Origin of the sequence: Bradyrhizobium sp. SZCCHNR1093, from assembly GCF_032381175.1 — a bacterium.
Taxonomy (GTDB): domain Bacteria; phylum Pseudomonadota; class Alphaproteobacteria; order Rhizobiales; family Xanthobacteraceae; genus Bradyrhizobium.
In genome coordinates this window covers 87,140-103,434 of the sequence record NZ_JAUHJJ010000008.1, presented here as the reverse complement: position 1 = coordinate 103,434, position 16,295 = coordinate 87,140, and the positions used below count along the sequence as shown (strand labels likewise).

At 65.8% G+C, this 16,295-nt stretch carries 7 protein-coding genes (1 of these 7 cut by a window edge); all 7 read right to left on the bottom strand.

The features are described 5' to 3' along the window. Window positions 1-84: 84 nt before the first annotated feature. The gene (locus QX070_RS23580) at window positions 85-1,335 is read right to left on the bottom strand and encodes an ABC transporter substrate-binding protein (RefSeq protein ID WP_315739523.1); all 1,251 of its coding nucleotides are present in this window, start codon (window positions 1,333-1,335) and stop codon (window positions 85-87) included. 314 nt (window positions 1,336-1,649) lie between these two features. Continuing rightward, window positions 1,650-2,003: a hypothetical protein gene (locus QX070_RS23575; RefSeq protein WP_315739522.1), complete on the bottom strand. Its 354-nt coding sequence runs from the start codon at window positions 2,001-2,003 to the stop codon at window positions 1,650-1,652. Window positions 2,004-2,201: 198 nt separating this feature from the next. Then, window positions 2,202-3,533: a lysine N(6)-hydroxylase/L-ornithine N(5)-oxygenase family protein gene (locus tag QX070_RS23570; RefSeq protein ID WP_315739521.1), complete on the bottom strand. Its 1,332-nt coding sequence runs from the start codon at window positions 3,531-3,533 to the stop codon at window positions 2,202-2,204. A gap of 19 nt (window positions 3,534-3,552) precedes the next feature. Continuing rightward, window positions 3,553-4,692: a GNAT family N-acetyltransferase gene (locus QX070_RS23565; protein WP_409999181.1), complete on the bottom strand. Its 1,140-nt coding sequence runs from the start codon at window positions 4,690-4,692 to the stop codon at window positions 3,553-3,555. Between the two features lie 55 nt (window positions 4,693-4,747). Next, the gene (locus tag QX070_RS23560; RefSeq protein ID WP_315739520.1) at window positions 4,748-6,481 is read right to left on the bottom strand and encodes a cyclic peptide export ABC transporter; all 1,734 of its coding nucleotides are present in this window, start codon (window positions 6,479-6,481) and stop codon (window positions 4,748-4,750) included. Next, entirely contained in the window at window positions 6,478-7,461 is a 984-nt protein-coding gene (locus QX070_RS23555) for an alpha/beta hydrolase (protein ID WP_315739519.1), read from the bottom strand. Before QX070_RS23555 ends, QX070_RS23560 begins: the two co-directional genes overlap by 4 nt. Window positions 7,462-7,468: 7 nt before the next feature. After that, on the bottom strand, window positions 7,469-16,295 hold the 3' portion of the coding sequence (locus QX070_RS23550; RefSeq protein ID WP_315739518.1) for a non-ribosomal peptide synthase/polyketide synthase. It continues 7,583 nt past the right edge of the window; the window shows 8,827 of its 16,410 coding nt (coding positions 7,584-16,410); the start codon falls outside the window, past its right edge; the stop codon is at window positions 7,469-7,471.

Below are 16,295 nucleotides of genomic sequence, written 5' to 3'. Positions count from 1 at the left end.
AGCGTCGATCATTGTTTTGCAGAAAGCAAGAGACGCGACGACGCGGCCCGAGCCCGCTCGAGCCGCGTCGCTCTCTGCAGAAGGTCAGTACTTCTTACATTCGGGCACGGTGCGGCTCGGCAGGCCGATCTTGGCGAAGGTGGCGGCGTCGTATCCCAGCGTCTGGTTGACGTCGGGAATCACCTTCACGACCTTGCTGAACAGCGCGCCCTTGCCATCGTCGACGACCTCGGTGACGAAGTTGGTGCCGATCGCCTGGCGGTTGGCGTCGAGCTTGATCTTGCCGTTGGGAGCATCGATCTCGATCTTCGCCAGCGCCGCCTTTAGCTTGGCCTGGTTGTTCGACAGATCGCCATTGACCTCGCGCAGCGCCAGGATCAACGCCATGGTCGAGCCATAGTAGTTGGTGGCAAGCAGCGACGGGCTTGGGAAGCGCTTCTCCGGCGGGAACGAGTCCTGATAGGCCTTCACGAACTTCTGCCAGCGCGGATCCTCCCAGGTATCGGCCTGCCCCGATGCCGCAATCGTACCGATCAGGGCGTTCTTGGCATTGCCCTTTGACGACAGGATGGTCTGGTCGATCATGATCGAGCCGCCCATCAGGTGCGCCTTGCCGCCGGCCTGTTGATACTGGTTGAGGAAGTTGACGGCATCGGCGCCGCCGAGACCGAGATAGATCGCATCGACATCATCGGGCAGCGCCGCGATCACCGACGCGAAATCCTTGGTGCCGAGCGGCACCCATTGCCGGCTGGAGATCTTGCCGCCCAGGCCGCAGAACTCCAGCGCCAGGCCGAACACCTGGGTATAGATGAAGGAATAGTCCTCGCCGACAGTCGCGATCTTGCGATAGCCCTTGGTCTCATAGGCATATTTGCCGAGGCCGACCTGCCATTGGGCGCCATCCATGTTGAAGCGAAAGAAGTTCGGCGCGGGATCGACATAGGTCGTCTCCTGCGCACCGGACGCAGCGTTGACGAATGTCAGCTCGGGGTGCGTCTTGGCGAAGTTCTTGACCGCGATGCCCTCGTCGCCCGACAACGGCGACAGCAGGATCTGCACCTTATCCTGCTCGATCAGCTTGCGCACGGCACGGACGGCCGAGTCCGGCGTGGCATCGGTCGACGCGACGACGAACTCCAGCTCCTTGTCGCCGACCTTCTTGCCGAGCACGTTCAGCGCGGTGACATGGCCGCGCATCCCGTCCTCGCCGAGCACGGTATAGGTGCCCTCCAGCGTCGCCGTGACGCCGACCTTGATCTTTTCCTGCGCGAATGCCGTGCCGGACAGCAAATGCGCCGTGAACACGGCGATACCTACACTTCGCATGTGCATCGAACTCCTCCCTTGTCGCCCATTGCTGGGGCACACGAGCGTGTGCCGGCCACTGTTTTGTTGGCCATGTTGGCAGCGGACCTTCCCGACGCCTCGCGTGATCTCTGACGAGCGACGGTGAGCCCCCATCGACCGCGGAGGCTAGCGGATGAGCCGAGGCGGGGCGCAACCCGCCCGGCCTCGGCCTTGACGACGAGTCTCATTTTCCATGATGCGACGCGATAAGCCTGTGATGCACTCCGCGTGCATCGCGGTCCCGTCAGGGCTTCGGCGGCGTGGCAGCGGCCTGGCCGCGCTGGCAGAGCACGGGCAACTCAACTGCCTCGGCCCGGCTCCCTTGGGATCGTCTTGGAGTTCAACCGACGCGATCGTACCGCCACCCGAGACCGCCGGATGCGCCGCTTCCGAAATTCCAGTCCGCACATGGCAATATCGATGCTTTCGTTCGGATGCCGCAGACGGCGTCCGTGGAACGCGAGCCATTTCTCGACCTGGCGCACGACCACGCGGCCGAGTCCCAGTCGCCGCACCAACTCGTCGCGCGTATGCAGCGAGGCGATGTCGACGATGTATTCGAGCCGTTCCGACATGGTCCGGCCAACGAGCCGCGCGTATTCACTCGACACTAGCAAGGTTACGACCCGCTCAGGCAGATGCGGCTCACCCATTTCCAATCCTGCACTCCACCGTGCCCGCCGGCCGACACGAGATGTCGGTCATCCAGCAGTTGCAGGCACGGCGCCCCCCGATGACAATTCGACCGTGACACGCCAGGGACGGCCAGGTCGTCGCAAAGATGCCCTTTCGGCCTCAATCCACGACGTCGCGCGCGGCGCGCTCGTCGCGGCTCCGCATTCGGCTTTCCATCACGAGTACACGCGCTCGGCCCGGTCATGCGAGGACGCTGCGTCCTGTTCTCTCGCCGTTGTCGACACGAGCGACTTCGTGATCTCCTGAGCCCGCATCGGCAGCACCGAGAGCAGCGTATCGCTGAGGCCGTGCGAGGTTTCGGCGCAGCCCTGCACATAGACATGTGGACGAAACGCGGGACTTGTCTGCAGACGATAGTCGCGATCAAGCGACGCCGACTCGATGTAGCGGCTGATCGGATCGAGACACCCCGGGATCGGAGATCGCTCGTAGCCGGTGGCGAGCACGACGGCATCGTATGCCGCTCGGCGGCGGACCTCCTCGTCCTTGTTATTGAACTCGAGCACCACCCCCTCGGGGGAGGCATGAGCTGCGACGATCTCGCTGCGCGGATGAAGCGCCAGCTTCCGAGCTCCGGCAACGCGCTGCTGATACGTCATCCGGTAGAGCTGATCGAGCAGGTCGGGGTCGACCACCGCATAATTAGTATTGCGGAAGCTGCGGACGATTGTCTCGCGCTGCCCGTCGGACCGCGAATGGAAATAATCGGTGTAGTCCGGGTTGAAGATCTCGTTTACGAACGGGCTGCTGTCGGCCGGCTTGAGCGCATGCCCGCGGAAGACCAGATCGATCTGGGCGCCCGGAATCCGCTCGCTGAGATCGAGGGTGACCTCAGCCGCACTTTGCCCGCCGCCGATGACCGCCACCCGCGGCGAGCGGCCGTCCGATCCTGCCGCAAGCGTCGAGCCGAGATAGCCGCTGGTGTGCACGACCCGCGGATCCATCGCGACCGCTCGAAATACGGACGGGATGTGCGGCACGCCGCCGACGGCGGCCACGAGGTGCCGCGTGACGCGTGACCGTTCTTTCCCGTCAGCCATGCGCGTGAGCACGCGAAGCGCGGTGACGGACTGACCGGCGTGCACGGGCTCGACAGCCTCGACTGTCTCTCCATATGCGACCATGGCGCTGAACTGGCCGGCGACCCATCGGAGGTAGTCGTTGAACTCGATCCGGCTCGGATAGAACGTCTTGCAGTTGGTGAAGTCGAGCAGCCGGCCGGATTTGTGAAGATAGTTGACGAAGGTGAACGGACTGGTCGGATCGCGAAGCGATACCAGATCCTTGAGGAAGGAGATCTGCATGTTGCTGCCGGGCAGCAGCATTCCGCCATGCCACTTGAAGTCCTGCTGCCTTTCCACGAACAGGGACCGGCATTTCAAGCTTTGCTGCCTGGCGCAATCGTCGAGTGCAATCGCCAGTGCGAGGTTCGATGGCCCGAAGCCAACGCCGACGACATCATATTCAGGGGCAGGATGATACGACATGAGTGATGCTCCGTCCGCGCTAGGCTTCTATGGGTGCTTCCTTGGGCGCCGGCTGCCACAGCCGGTCGCCGAAGAAGCGCTCGCGCAGCAACATGACCAGGGTTGCCCGCTTGTGTGGGAAGTCGAAGTTCTTGAGCCTGGCAAAGCCCGCCAGATCCAGGTTACGCAGCTGCTGGGAATGCGTCGCCGCCGGCTCGCCGACGATGCGCTCGGTGCGGCAATCGTCGAGGAACATGTAGTGCATGAGCGAGGGAAGCCAGGCCGTGATGAAGCGGCGGCCCCGGAAGCCGTGCTCGCCGACGATCACGTGCCAACCGCGATCATAGTCCGCCGCCTCGTAGAACGGCGCGATGCGATTTTCCTTTGCCCAATAGAGCTCGAAATAGCCGAAAGGCTGATCACCGAAGGAGCCGATCAGCGGCACCATGTGCGGGTCCGACATGATCCGCGACAGATACTGCCGGTGCTTGTCGATGTCCCCCGCCTCGTTCCAGAACGTGTCCACCCGCGGGTCGTTGAGCCAGCGGTGCACCAGCGGGAGATCGTGAGCGATGTCGACGACGCGAAAACTGATGACGTCGGACAGCCAGGGAATGAAACGGGCGTAGACGGTGCCGACCGGCTTGGGAGGGCGCCGAGGATGACGCCTGCCATCGGTCATCGTGTAGGATAGTGGAAACGGCGGACATGCGGCGTCCGTCAGCCAGTTCTCGCGTCGCTGCATCACCATGTCCGGACGCAGCGTCAACCTGCCGTCAGTGACCACCGCAAGGCCGTCTCTCGCCAAGACCGATGCTGCTGCCGGGTTGTCGTCGAGCGCAAGGACGAGCCTCTCCAGCGACGGCGTCCAGCCGAAGACCGCTTCGGCCATTGCCGCGACTCCGCGCGACACCCGGCCCCAATCACCGATGCCGTCGCGCACGGTCAGCCGCATCAGCTCGCCATCTGACCGGAACGACAACAGCTCCGCGCCATCCGCGATCACCTTTATCCCGTCATCGTCGCGAACGACCGACATTGTCGCGTCAATTGCGACGGGAAACGTCCGGGCTCTGCCTGCAGCGCTCGCGGTCGCGCTCATGCGAAACCCTCCCCCTTCATTGATCTGCACGGGCGTCATCCCTGTCCACTCCCGTTCAGGATGTAGATCGGCCGGCACGACAAAAACAAGAAGGTCCGAGGCACCGCGTTTAGATTAACTACAAAGCTGCACATCACGGCTTCGTTGCCTCAAATGACTCAATGGACTCCTGCAGAGCCGGCGTGAGCGAGCGTTGCCTTCGTGCCGGCTCGCGGCGCTCGGAGGGGTCGCCCACGTCAATATTCCCGTTGCGCAGGCGCACGATCCGATCGGCGCAGTGGAAGTAGCGATCGTCGTGCGAGATCACGATGATCGTCTTGCCGAGACGTTTGAGGTCGGCGAGCAGCTCGGTGTAGAAGATTTGACGGAACGCCGGATCCTGATCGGCCGCCCATTCGTCGAACACCAGCACGGGCCGTCCCTCGATCCAGGCATTGATCAAGGCGAGCCGCTTGCGCTGGCCTGTCGACAGGTCGGTTGTGGAGAATGCGCCGCCTTCGATGGAGACTTTGTGCGCAAGCTCGAGGCGGTCGAGATAGCGCTGTGCGAGCTCAGATCGCTGATTGCTCTGCTGTGCAAGGGTGTCGAACAGGAAATAGTCCGAGAATATTGTGGTGAAGAGCTGCCGGTAGTCGTCGCGGGTCTCGCTGACGACAGGACTGCCGTCGCGCAGCAGCACGCCGCGATCGGGCACATAGAGTCCGAGCAGCAGCTTGATCAGCGTCGTCTTACCGCTGCCGTTCTCACCGACGATGAAGACGATCTCGCCGCAGCGTATGCGAAGGTCGATCGGTCCGATGGCAAAGGGCCGTTCGGATGAGGACGCCGGGAATGCGTAGGAGACTCCGCGCAACTCGATCGATTCAATCTGGTCGGCAGTCCGACCGGCCGGATCATCAAGCAGTTCCGCCTCTTCGGTGGTGAAACGGTCCGACAATTCGGCGATCCGACGCATCGCGAGCTGGGCGCGGCCGAGCGACGGCAGCATACCGATCAACTGGTCGATCGGTCCGCGCATGAACAGCAGCACCAGAACGAAGCCGCTGGACACCGAGGCCGGGCTGTCGGGCCACAGCAGCGGACGCAGCACGAGCGTGGTCCCGATCACCAGGAACAGGAGAACCGTCCCGAGCGCACGCGCCGTCACGAGCAGATTGATGGCCTTGATCTGGACGTCGCCAATGCGGTCGACGGTCTGCCCGATCAGATCGACATGGACGTGGCGTCGGCGCGGGCGGTGCAGCCGCAACTCCTTGGCGCCGTCGGAGATCGCGCGGTAATGCTTCTGCAGGTCGTCTTCGTATTGGCGCGCGAGATTGAAGCCCGTCATTCCACGCTTGCGAGCGAGATAGTGGACGAACGACCCGAGCGCGATCAAGGCTGCCGTGACCAGGAACAGCGGCCACGAGAGCACCGCCAGGTAGATCAGGCAGCCGGCGACGATGACGCCGGACACCAGGAAGGCCGGAAAGAAGAACGCGAAATCGCTGATGGCGTCGACATCCCTGGTCAGGACCGGGATGAGGCGGTGCGACCGATAGGATTCGAGCTGGTCGATCGGCGCCATCAGGATCTTGGCGGCCAGCGACTTGCGCAGCGAGGCGACGATCCGCTGTCCGACGACGTTGGCGCTGATGTCCGAGCCGACGGAGCCGACCACGATCAGGACACAGAGACCCGCGAACGAGGCGACCAGCCCACCAATGTCGCCTGGCCCTGCGTAAAGGCCGCGGTTCACCACGGCGAGCAGACCCGCAACGCTGGCGCCGCCGAGGAGACCGAGCAGGATGGCTGCGACGAGCAGCAACCAATAAGGCCGCAGCAGGCTTCCGACGTTGGCAAGTCCTGGATTGGATGACGTCATCATCGGTCGCCAGCTCCCATTCCCATGCCGAAGACGGTAGCGAGCTTGTCGCCGATGTCGGCGCGGGCCCGCAGAGCGTCCGGCACGACGTTGCCCATGCGCAGGAACTCGTGGATCATGCCGGGATAGACCTTCAGATCCACGGCGACCCCGGCCGCGCGCAAGCCTTCAGCATAGGCCCGCCCCTCGTCGGCCAGCGGATCGAACTCGGCGAGCACGATCAGCGCAGGCGCGACGCGCGTGAGATCGGATGCCGCCAGCGGCGCAAATCGCCAGTCGTGGCGATCGGCGTCCTGGGGGAGATAGTGGTCGAAGAACCAGTCCACGGTCTCGCGCTCGAGCAGATAGCCCGAGCCGTATCTTTCGTAGGAATCCGAGATCTGCTGCGGGCTGAGGCCGGGATAAGCGAGGACCTGAAGAGCGGGCTGCGGCAAGGCCCGGTCATCGCGCGCGGCGATCGCCAGGGCTGCAGCGAGCGTGCCGCCCGCACTGTCGCCACCGACCGCGACACGCCGCGGGTCCAGACCAAGCGCAGGCCCCTCGCGCCCGATCCAGGCGAGCGCATCCACGCAGTCCTCGAACGCGGTCGGAAACCGATGCTCCGGCGCCAGCCGGTAGCCGATCGACAGCACCGCCGCGCCGCTGTCATCGGCAAGACCCCGGCACAGCGGCTGGTGCGAGTCGAGGCTGCCGACGACGAAGCCGCCGCCATGCATGTAGAGCAGCACGGGCATCGGATCGGCGACGTCCAACGGCCGCGGCGCATAGAGCCGCGCGGCGATCTCCGTCCCGTCGCGCATGGGCAGCACAAGCTGTCTCTCGCATGCGAGCGGCGGCGGATCGATATCCAGCAACGGCGAGGAGGCGTCGAAATCGGCACGCGCCTGCGCCGGCGTGAGTTGCCGAAACGGAATGCGCGCGCCGGATTCCGTTCCGAGCTGAATCATCTCGAGCAGCGCGGCGATATCAGGATGAAGGCTCATGATCACCTCATTCAGCCGGTTCGGGCTGCAGATCCGGCGATGTCTGCGCCGCCCGGACGGGCACCAGCCACGCGCCGAGCGCCGCCAGGAAGGATTCGTTGCTAAGGATCGAGAAGTGGTCGTCGCCGGCCACGCCACAATCTGCCGCGTGCGGCAGCAGCGCCGCGAGCCGATCGCGCTGCCGAAGCCGGCCGGACGTCCACCAGCAGCTGGGCGCTGCAACGAGATCGGCCGGCCATTCGGCCGCCCGAGCCAGTTGCGCGAGATGGCGCCCGCCCCTGAAGGCCGCGACGATGTCGTCGACGCCGAGAAGACCATCGCGCGGCTGCAGCGGCGCCATGCCGATTGCATCGGCGACCAGGCGCCGGATCACCTCGTCCGTCACCGGCACATCGCCGGAACGAATCGCCGTCACCTGCGACGTGATGGCTGAAGGCTGCACGCCCGGCGCCGTGACCGACAGCAGCGTCAGCAAGTCGTCCGTCCAATGCCGCCCGGGCGACGGCTGCTCGTCACCATGCGGAACGAAGCTGTCGATCAGCGCCAGGCGCTCGACCCGCTCACCGCGCCGTTCCAGTTCGGCGGCCACCAGGCATGCGACCAGCCCGCCGAGCGACCAGCCGATCAGATGATAGGGTCCTTTGCTTTGCGTCCGCACGATCTCATCGACATAGTCAGCGGACATCGCCGCCAGCGACTGGTCGATGAAGGATGGTTCGATCAGCGTCCGGCACTGCAGTCCGATCAGTTGCCTCTGTCCCTCCAGACGGCGCGCCAGCGGCGCATAGTCGAACACCGTGCCGAATCCGCCGTGAAGGCAGAACACCGGCGGCGTGCCATCGACCGGCGAACTCAGGGGCAGCAGCGCCGACGGCCGCGTGGATGATGCTGCGGGGGTGCCGAGCAAGGCGCGAATGGTCGGCCTCTGCAGGAGATCGCGCAGCTTGATCTCGCCATCGAGGACCGGGTCGCAGCGAAGTCGCGCGATCACCTTGAGGCTGAGAATCGAATTGCCGCCGAGTTCGAAGAAGTTGTCGGTGACGCCGACTTGCGCGACGCCGAGAACCTCCGCCCACAGCTTCGCCATCGCGACTTCGGCAGCGATTTCCGGCGCGATGAACGCGGCCGCGGCAGCGATGTCCGGCGCGGGCAACGCCTTGCGATCGACCTTGCCGCTCGACAGCGTCGGCAGGCGCTCGAGCACGATGATGCGGGATGGAATCATGTAGGCCGGCAAGGTCCGGCGCAGCGCGGCGGTCAGCGCCGCGGACAGCCGCTCGGCCGCAGCGGCGGCGGCGTCGCATGGCGCTCGCGGCGCCACATAGGCCACCAGCTGATTGCCACCCGCTCCGGGTACGGCGATCACGGCGGCCTGCGCGACTGCTGGGTCGCTCAGCAAAGCCGATTGGATTTCGCCAAGCTCGATCCGGAAGCCGCTGACCTTGACCTGATCGTCGCTGCGTCCGAGATATTCGATCGTGCCGCTCGCATCCCATCGCGCAAGGTCGCCGGTGCGGTAGAGACGTGCGCCCTCGTTCGTCGAAAATGGATCCGGCACAAAGCGTTCCGCCGTCATGCCTGGCTTGGCGTGGTACCCGCGCGCGAGCCCGAACCCGCCGATGTAGAGCTCGCCGGCGGCGCCCGCTGGAACGAGATTCAGGAAGACATCGAGGATGTAGGCCGTGCGGCGGCCGACGGGACTGCCGATCGGTGCATACGCCTTGTCGCACTCCGTGTTGCCGTCGACCTTCCAGACCAGCGGTGTCACGACGGTCTCGGTCGGACCATATCCGTTGATCAGGATCTGCGGCTTCAGCGTCCGTCTGACCTTGTCGAAGCCGGCCTTCGGCATGGCCTCGCCGCCGAACGAATACAGCCTCACCGGCGGCGGATTGCCGGTCTGCTCCACCCATTCGGCGACCTGCTGGAGATAGGCCGGCGGCAGGCCGATGTGCGTGATGCGCTGGACATGAAGCGTCGCAACGGTCTGCTCGGGCGTCCATAGCTCCGCATCGCGCATGACCAGCCTTGCGCCCTGAGACAGCACCGTGAGCCAGCGCTCATGTGCGCCGTCGAACGCCAGCGACAGGAAATGCAGCTCGCTTGCGTGCTCATCGAGCTCGTAGAGCGAAGCGGTCGCCCTGCAATGCATCGCGAGCGGGCCATGCGCAACCGCAACGCCCTTCGGCCGCCCGGTGGAGCCTGACGTGTAGATCACATAAGCGAGGTTCTCCGGATGCAGATGAGGATCCGGCGCATGATGCGGACCGGCTTCGAAATCAAACGAGGCGAGATCGATGGCCCGAACGCCGGCGATGGCGACGACGTGACGCGAGCCGGACAGCAGAACCGTGATGCCGGCGTCACGCATCACAAAGTCAATGCGGTCCGGCGGCAGCTCGGGATCAAGCGGCACATAGGCTCCGCCGGCCTTCAGCACGGCGAGCAGCGCTGCCATCGTGGCGTCGTTGCGCTCGACGACGACCCCGACTCGCTGGTCCGGCCTGAGCCCGGCCTCGATGAGATGGTGCGCGAGCCGATTGGCGCGACGATCGAGCTCGCCGTAGGAGACGTTGCTGCCGCCGATCGTGAGAGCGACACGCTCAGGATTGCGCTGTGCATGACCGCCGATCATTTCGTGCACGAGCGGGCGCGTCGCGGCAGACGCCGCCCGACCATTGCAGACACGTGCTCGCTGCACGTCCTGAGCAGCCGCCGCATCGATCGCGCCGAGCGGGGCATCCGGACTTCGCATCATGACCGCAAGCAGATGTTCGAACTGTGCCCTCACCTGCTCCGCCTGATCCGGCGTGAAGTGGCTCGGCATATAGGTGAATTCGACCTGCAGCGTATCCTCGACCAAGACGGACAGATCCATCGGATAGTTGGTGACGTCGACATTGCGCAGCTCGCCGAATTGAAGCGAGCCATCACCCTGCAGCAGGCCACGCTCGACCGGATAGTTCTCGAACACGATGATGCTGTCGAACATGGTTTCGCCGGCACGCCCGGCCCAGCTCTGGATGTCGTAGAGCGGCGTCTGCTCGAAGTTGCGCATCGCGGCGTTACGGTCCTGCATGGCGCGCAGCCAGTCACCGATCAGAACATCCGGCGGGGGCGCCTCGATCATCGGCAGCGTATTGATGAACAGGCCGATCATCTGCTCGGCGCCGTCGAGACCGGGCGGACGGCCAGCGACGGTGACGCCGAACGTGATGGTCTGCTGGCCGGTGTAGCGCTGCAGCAGCAGCGCCCAGACGCCCTGGATGAGCGTGTTCAGCGTGATGCGCTCGTGCCGTGCGAACGCCTTCAATGCCGCGGTCGCATCCTTGTCGAGCCGCGTGTAGCAGCGGCGATGTCCGTGCGCATCGTGGCGCCGCGCGCCGAAGGCATCGGCCAGTTGCGTCGGCTGGTCGAAGGCCGTGAGTTGTCCTCGCCAGAAGCGCTCGGCCGCCTGCGCGTCCTGGGCCAGAAGCCAGGCAACATAGTCGCGATAGTGCGCCGAACGAGCCGTGAGCGCCCGCCCGGCACAGCGCTGCAGGATTTCGGCGATGAAGCGGGCCGAGCTCCAGCCATCCATCAGGATGTGGTGGTAAGTCCAGATCAGGCGATGGCGATCGTGGTCGAGCTGCAACAGGCGGACACGCTGCAGCGGCGGTACCGCGAGATCGAACTCGGCGTCACGCTCTGCGGCCAGGGCCGCTGACAGCCGCGCCTCATCGACGGCCTGTCCGCGCCAGTCTTCCGTCGTGAACGGCACGCTCGCCTCGCGATGGACCGCCTGCAGCGGTGCGCCGGACAGCTCGCGCCAGAGGAAACCGGTGCGCAACATCGGATGACAAGCAGAGACCTCCTGCCAGGCGCTGCGCAGCCGCTCGACGTCCAGCCCTCGGATCTCGACGCTCACCTGGTTGACATAGACGCCGCTGCCGGCATCGCGCAGGCTGTGAAACAGCATGCCCTGCTGCATCGGCGAGAGCGGATAGACGTCCTCGATGCGGTCCCAGTCGACACCAAGCCGCGCGAGCTCCTCGCTCGTCAGCCCCGACAATGCGCCGCGCGCGAGGGTGACCGGGGGCTGGTCGTTCCGCGCCACCAGGCAGGCCGGCGCGAGCAGCTCGATCGTCTGCAGCCGGAACACGTCTCTCGGCTCCAGCTCGAGACCGGCGCGGCGTGCGCGACTGACCATCTGCAGCGAGATGATCGAGTCGCCGCCGAGCTCGAAGAAGTTGTCGGTGACGCCGACATCCACCTGGTGCAGCAGCTCGGCCCAGATCGCAGCGAGTGCGGCCTCGGTCGGATTGCGTGGCGCGATGCGCTGCGCCTTAGCGGACCGCGTGTCAGGCAGCGGCAGCGCCTTGCGATCGATCTTGCCATTGGGAGTCAGCGGCAGTTGTGGCAGCACAATCACACGCGACGGCACCATGTAGTCCGGAAGCAAGGAGATGAGCTGCGCGCGCAGCTCAGCACCATCGAGCGAATCGTCGCTGCTGACGTAGCCGACCAGTTGCCGACTACTGCCGAGTTCCTGCGCCACCACGACGCTGTCGCGCACGCCGGGCTGTGATCGCAACCGCGCCTCGATCTCGCCGAGCTCGATGCGGTGGCCACGGATCTTCACCTGGTGATCGGCGCGGCCGACATAATCGAGCAATCCATCGGCCCGCCACCGCGCCAGATCGCCGGTCCGGTACAGCCGCGCACCGGGATCGCCGAATGGGTCGGGAATGAAGCGCTCGGCGCTGAGCGCCGGACGGCTCCAATAGCCACGGGCCAGGCCCTCGCCACCGATGAAGAGTTCGCCTGTCACGCCGACGGGCGTGCGGTTGAGACCGCCGTCAAGCACATGGAGCGTGGTGCTGCCGATCGGGCCGCCTAGCACGGGTGCAGGATCGCGCGCATCGAGCCGATGGCGCGCCGACCACACCGTGGCTTCCGTCGGTCCAAACAGGTTCCAGACCTCGTCTCCGAGCGCGAGCAGCCGGAGCGCCAGGTCGGGAGCCAGCGCCTCGCCGCCGCTCAGCAACCGGCAGCCCCGAGGCAGCCATCCGTGCGAACCGTCGTCGTGATCGAGCAGCATGCGCCAGCTCGACGGCGTCGCCTGGATCATGGTCACGCCCTGCCGGGCCACGATCGCCTTCAAGGCCGCCGGATCATGGGCCGAGGCGCGATCCGCCAGCACGATCCGAGCGCCACGCGTCAGCGGCAGCCAGAGCTCGAGCACCGCGATGTCGAACGACAGCGAGGTCAAACCGAGCACGCGGTCATCGCGCGCAATGCCGGGCTGCTCAGCCATCGTCGCCAGGAAATTCGTCACGGCGCCATGGCGCACCATCACGCCCTTGGGCAGGCCAGTCGAACCGGAGGTGTAGATGACGTAAGCGAGGCTTTCAGGATGGAAGGCGACGTCGAGATTGCCTGCGTCGACCGTTTCTTCTCCAGCCACCTCGTCCAGCAGCCAAGCCTGGGCGTGGCCGCCCGCCAGCACCGGCGCGAGCCCGTCGTGGAGCGTCGCTTGCGTCAGCAACAGCTTCGCGCCGCCGTCGCTCAGCATGTGCGCGAGACGCTCGGCCGGATAGTCCGGATCGAGCGGCAAATAGGCTCCGCCTGTCTTGAGCACCGCGAGCAGCGCCACCATCATCGTGACACCGCGCTCGAGCGCCAGCCCCACCACCACGTCCGGACCGACGCCATGCTCCCTGAGCCTGTGGCCGAGCCGGTTCGCGCGCGCGTTCAGCGCGCCATAGCTGATCGTCTCCTCATTGTGCACGAGCGCGATCGCATCGGGCGCGCGCTCTGCTTGCGCCTCGAACTGAGCGACGACGCTCGGTGTCGTCACGGCCCCCGCCGAATCGTTGACCCGCGCCAGCAGCGCGAGGTCTGCGGAATCATCGGCCGCAATGCAGCCGACCGCCTGCTCGGCATCGCGAGTGATGGCCGCGAGCAGTTGCACGAACGCCATCTGCAGCCGACGAATCTCGACTTCGTCGAAATGTTGCTGCTGGAAATTGAACACCAACCGCAGCTCTCTTTCGAGACCGACGCTCACGAACAGCGGATAGTTGCTCGTTTCGAGGATCCTCGTCCGGCTGACGCTCAGGCGGCCATCCTTGGTCTTCAAGGCCTCGTCGACCGGATAGTTCTCGAACACGAGAATGCTGTCGAACAGCGGACGCCCTGCCCGGCCCGCGATCCGCTGGATGTCGGCCAGCGGCATCCAGCCGTGATCCCGCAAGGCGAGATTGCGATCCTGCAGGTCGCGCAACCACGCGCCGATCCGCTGCTGCGGATTCTCGGCGTCGACCACCGGCAAGGTGTTGATGAAGAGACCGACCATCTCCTCGGCGCCGGCGAGCCCGGCGGGTCGGTCCGACACCGTCACACCGAAGCAGACCGTGTCCTGGCCGGTGAATCGACGAAGCAATTGCGCCCATGCCGCCTGCATCACCGTGTTCAGCGTGACCCGCTCGCGGGTCGCGAAACGTTGCAGTCGCTCGCTGAGATCGACGTCCACCGCCATGGCGAGCGAGCCATGGCCCATGCGCGCGTCGACCGCAGGCTGCGCCAGCAGGCTCGGCTCGTCGAGCCCGGCCAACGCCGCGCGCCAGAACTCGGCCGCAGCACCATGGTCCTGCGCCTGCAGCCAGGCGATGTAGTCGCGGTAGCGCGGCGGCTGTCCCTGCAGCGCCGCCTGCTCCTCGTGCTGCATCACCTCGGCGATGAAGCGGGCCGAACTCCAGCCGTCCATCAGGATATGATGATGAGTCCAGATCAGCCAATGCCGGTCGTCGGCGATCCGGATCAGCCTCACGCGCTGCAGCGGCGGCCGCGAGAGATCAAAGCCGTCGACGCGCTCGCGGTCTGCAACCGTCGTGAGCACAGCATCCAAGGCGGCCGGAGCGAGCTGCGCCGCACGTTCCCGCCAATCCTCCGCGACGAAGGGAACGTCGGCACTGCGATGCACGACCTGCTGCGGTGGTCCCGGCAATTCACGCCACAGGAAACCGGTGCGAAGCACGGTATGGCGATTGCTGACCGCCTGCCACGCGGCTTGCAGCTTGCCGGCGTCGAGACCGCGGATCTCGGCGGCAACCTGGTTGACGTAGACCCCGGTGCCGTCGTCGTGCAACGCGTGGAACAGCATGCCCTGCTGCATCGGCGACAGCGGATAGATGTCCTCGACCTCGCGCCAATCCAGCGTCAGCGCGTCGAGCTCGGCCTGGCTCAGCTTCGACAGCGGCACATCGGATGGCGTCACGCCGTGGACGCCGCTCGTGCAGTGATCGACCAGCTCACGGAGCGCCGCCTCGAAACAGCCTGCGACGCGGGTCACGGTCTCGCGTCGATAGCGCTTCCTGCTGAAGCCGAACGATAGCTCCAGACGACCGTCGAGCACCCTCGCATTGATGGCGATATGGTGGCGCAACGGGCTCGATGCCGCACGCGACGGGCCGGCGCTCTCGGGCGCGATCGAGAACAGTGCAGTCTCGTCCGTGCTGCCATCGACCTGACCGAGATAGTTGAACCCGATGCGCGGCTGCGCTCCCGTCGTCAGCGTCGCACGCTGGGCATCAGAACCCAGATAGCGCAGGACGCCGTAACCAAGTCCCCGGCTGGGGACTGACCGCAGCATCTCCTTGGTCGTCTTGATCAGCACCGCGGGTGGCTGCGATCCAGCCATCAGATGTACCGGAAACGCAGTCGTGAACCAGCCGATGGTTCGTGACAGATCGAGCCCGCCGCCCAGATCCTCGCGGCCGTGGCCTTCGAGCTCGACCGTCATGATTTCGCGGCCCGACCACTGCCACACCGCGCGCGCGAGCGCCGACAGCAGCAGATCATTGACCTGGGTTCTGTACGCGCCGTGCGCCGTACCCAGCAGACGCGCGGTCAGCTCGGCGTCGATCGCAAGCAGCACGTCGTCGGCGTCGGCGATCGTATCCCGATCCGCATGATCAGAATCGCATGGCACGTCGTCCGCCCGCCGGAGCCCTGACCAGTAGTCCAGCTCGGCAACCAGCGCATCCGAGGCCGCGTGTGCGCGTAGCGCTGCGCCCCATTGGGCGTAGGCGTGCGTCTTGGCCGGCAGTGTCGCCTCTTGCCCGCGCATGAGCTGCTCATAGGCAGCCGCGAGATCCTCCAGCAGCACGCGCCACGACACGCCGTCGATCACGAGGTGATGGATCACGATCAGGAGGCGCTGCTCGCCTTCCGGCAGATCGATGCCGGCCATCCGCACCAAACGACCATGCGCGAGCGAGAGGCTCGCCTGGACCTCTGCGGCGAGCGCGGTGACCGCCTCGCCGTCGGCGAGCTCGCACGACCGCAACAGGTCCGAGACAGCCGGCCCCGGCCCGTGCTCGGCGCGCCAGACACCGTCGATGCGTTCGAAGCGCAGTCGCAGTGCGTCGTGATGCGCGACGACGGCCACCGCTGCGCGTCGCAACACGTCCCAGTCGAGCCGCCGCCGCGGCCGCAGCAGCAAAGCCTGATTCCAGTGATCAGGGGCGTCCAGTTCCTGCTCGAAGAAGCGGAGCTGAATCGGCAGCAACGGAAGTGGCCCGGCGATGCGCCCCTGCTCTGCCGTCGTCTCCAGCCGGACGATCACCCGCGCGTCGCGCGCCAGGGCTTCCAGCGTCTGGTGCTTGAAGACGTCTCGCGGCTCGATCAGAAGGCCGGCCCGCCGCGCACGACTGACCATCTGCAGCGAGATGATGGAATCGCCACCGAGCTCGAAGAAATTGTCGGTCATCCCGACATCCGGCTGATGCAGCAGCTCGGCCCAGATGGTGGCCAACGCAGCCTCGGCCGGCGTCCGCGGCGCAATCCGCATC